Genomic DNA, 256 nt, shown 5'->3' on the forward strand with positions numbered 1-256 from the left:
GTCGGCACCGAAGCCGAAGCTGCGAACCTTCGAGTCCATTTCGTTGATGCCCGATAGGATCAGCACGGGCGTCTGCACGCGCGCAACACGCAACCGCTTCAGCACGTCATAGCCGTGCATGTCGGGCAAGTTGAGATCGAGCAGAATGATGTCGTAATCATACAGCTTACCGAGATCGAGGCCTTCTTCGCCAAGATCGGTTTTGTAGACGTTGAACCCTTCGGTGGTCAGCATGAGCTCGATCGCCATGGCGGTC

1 protein-coding gene is annotated in these 256 nt (G+C 56.6%); it reads right to left on the reverse strand.

The annotated features are described in order from the left end of the window. Positions 1-256, reverse strand: a 256-nt coding sequence (locus RAD10_RS42235) for a response regulator (RefSeq protein WP_461622059.1), incomplete at both ends; no start/stop codon positions are given.

The sequence above is a fragment of the Bradyrhizobium sp. 23AC genome (assembly GCF_054863025.1).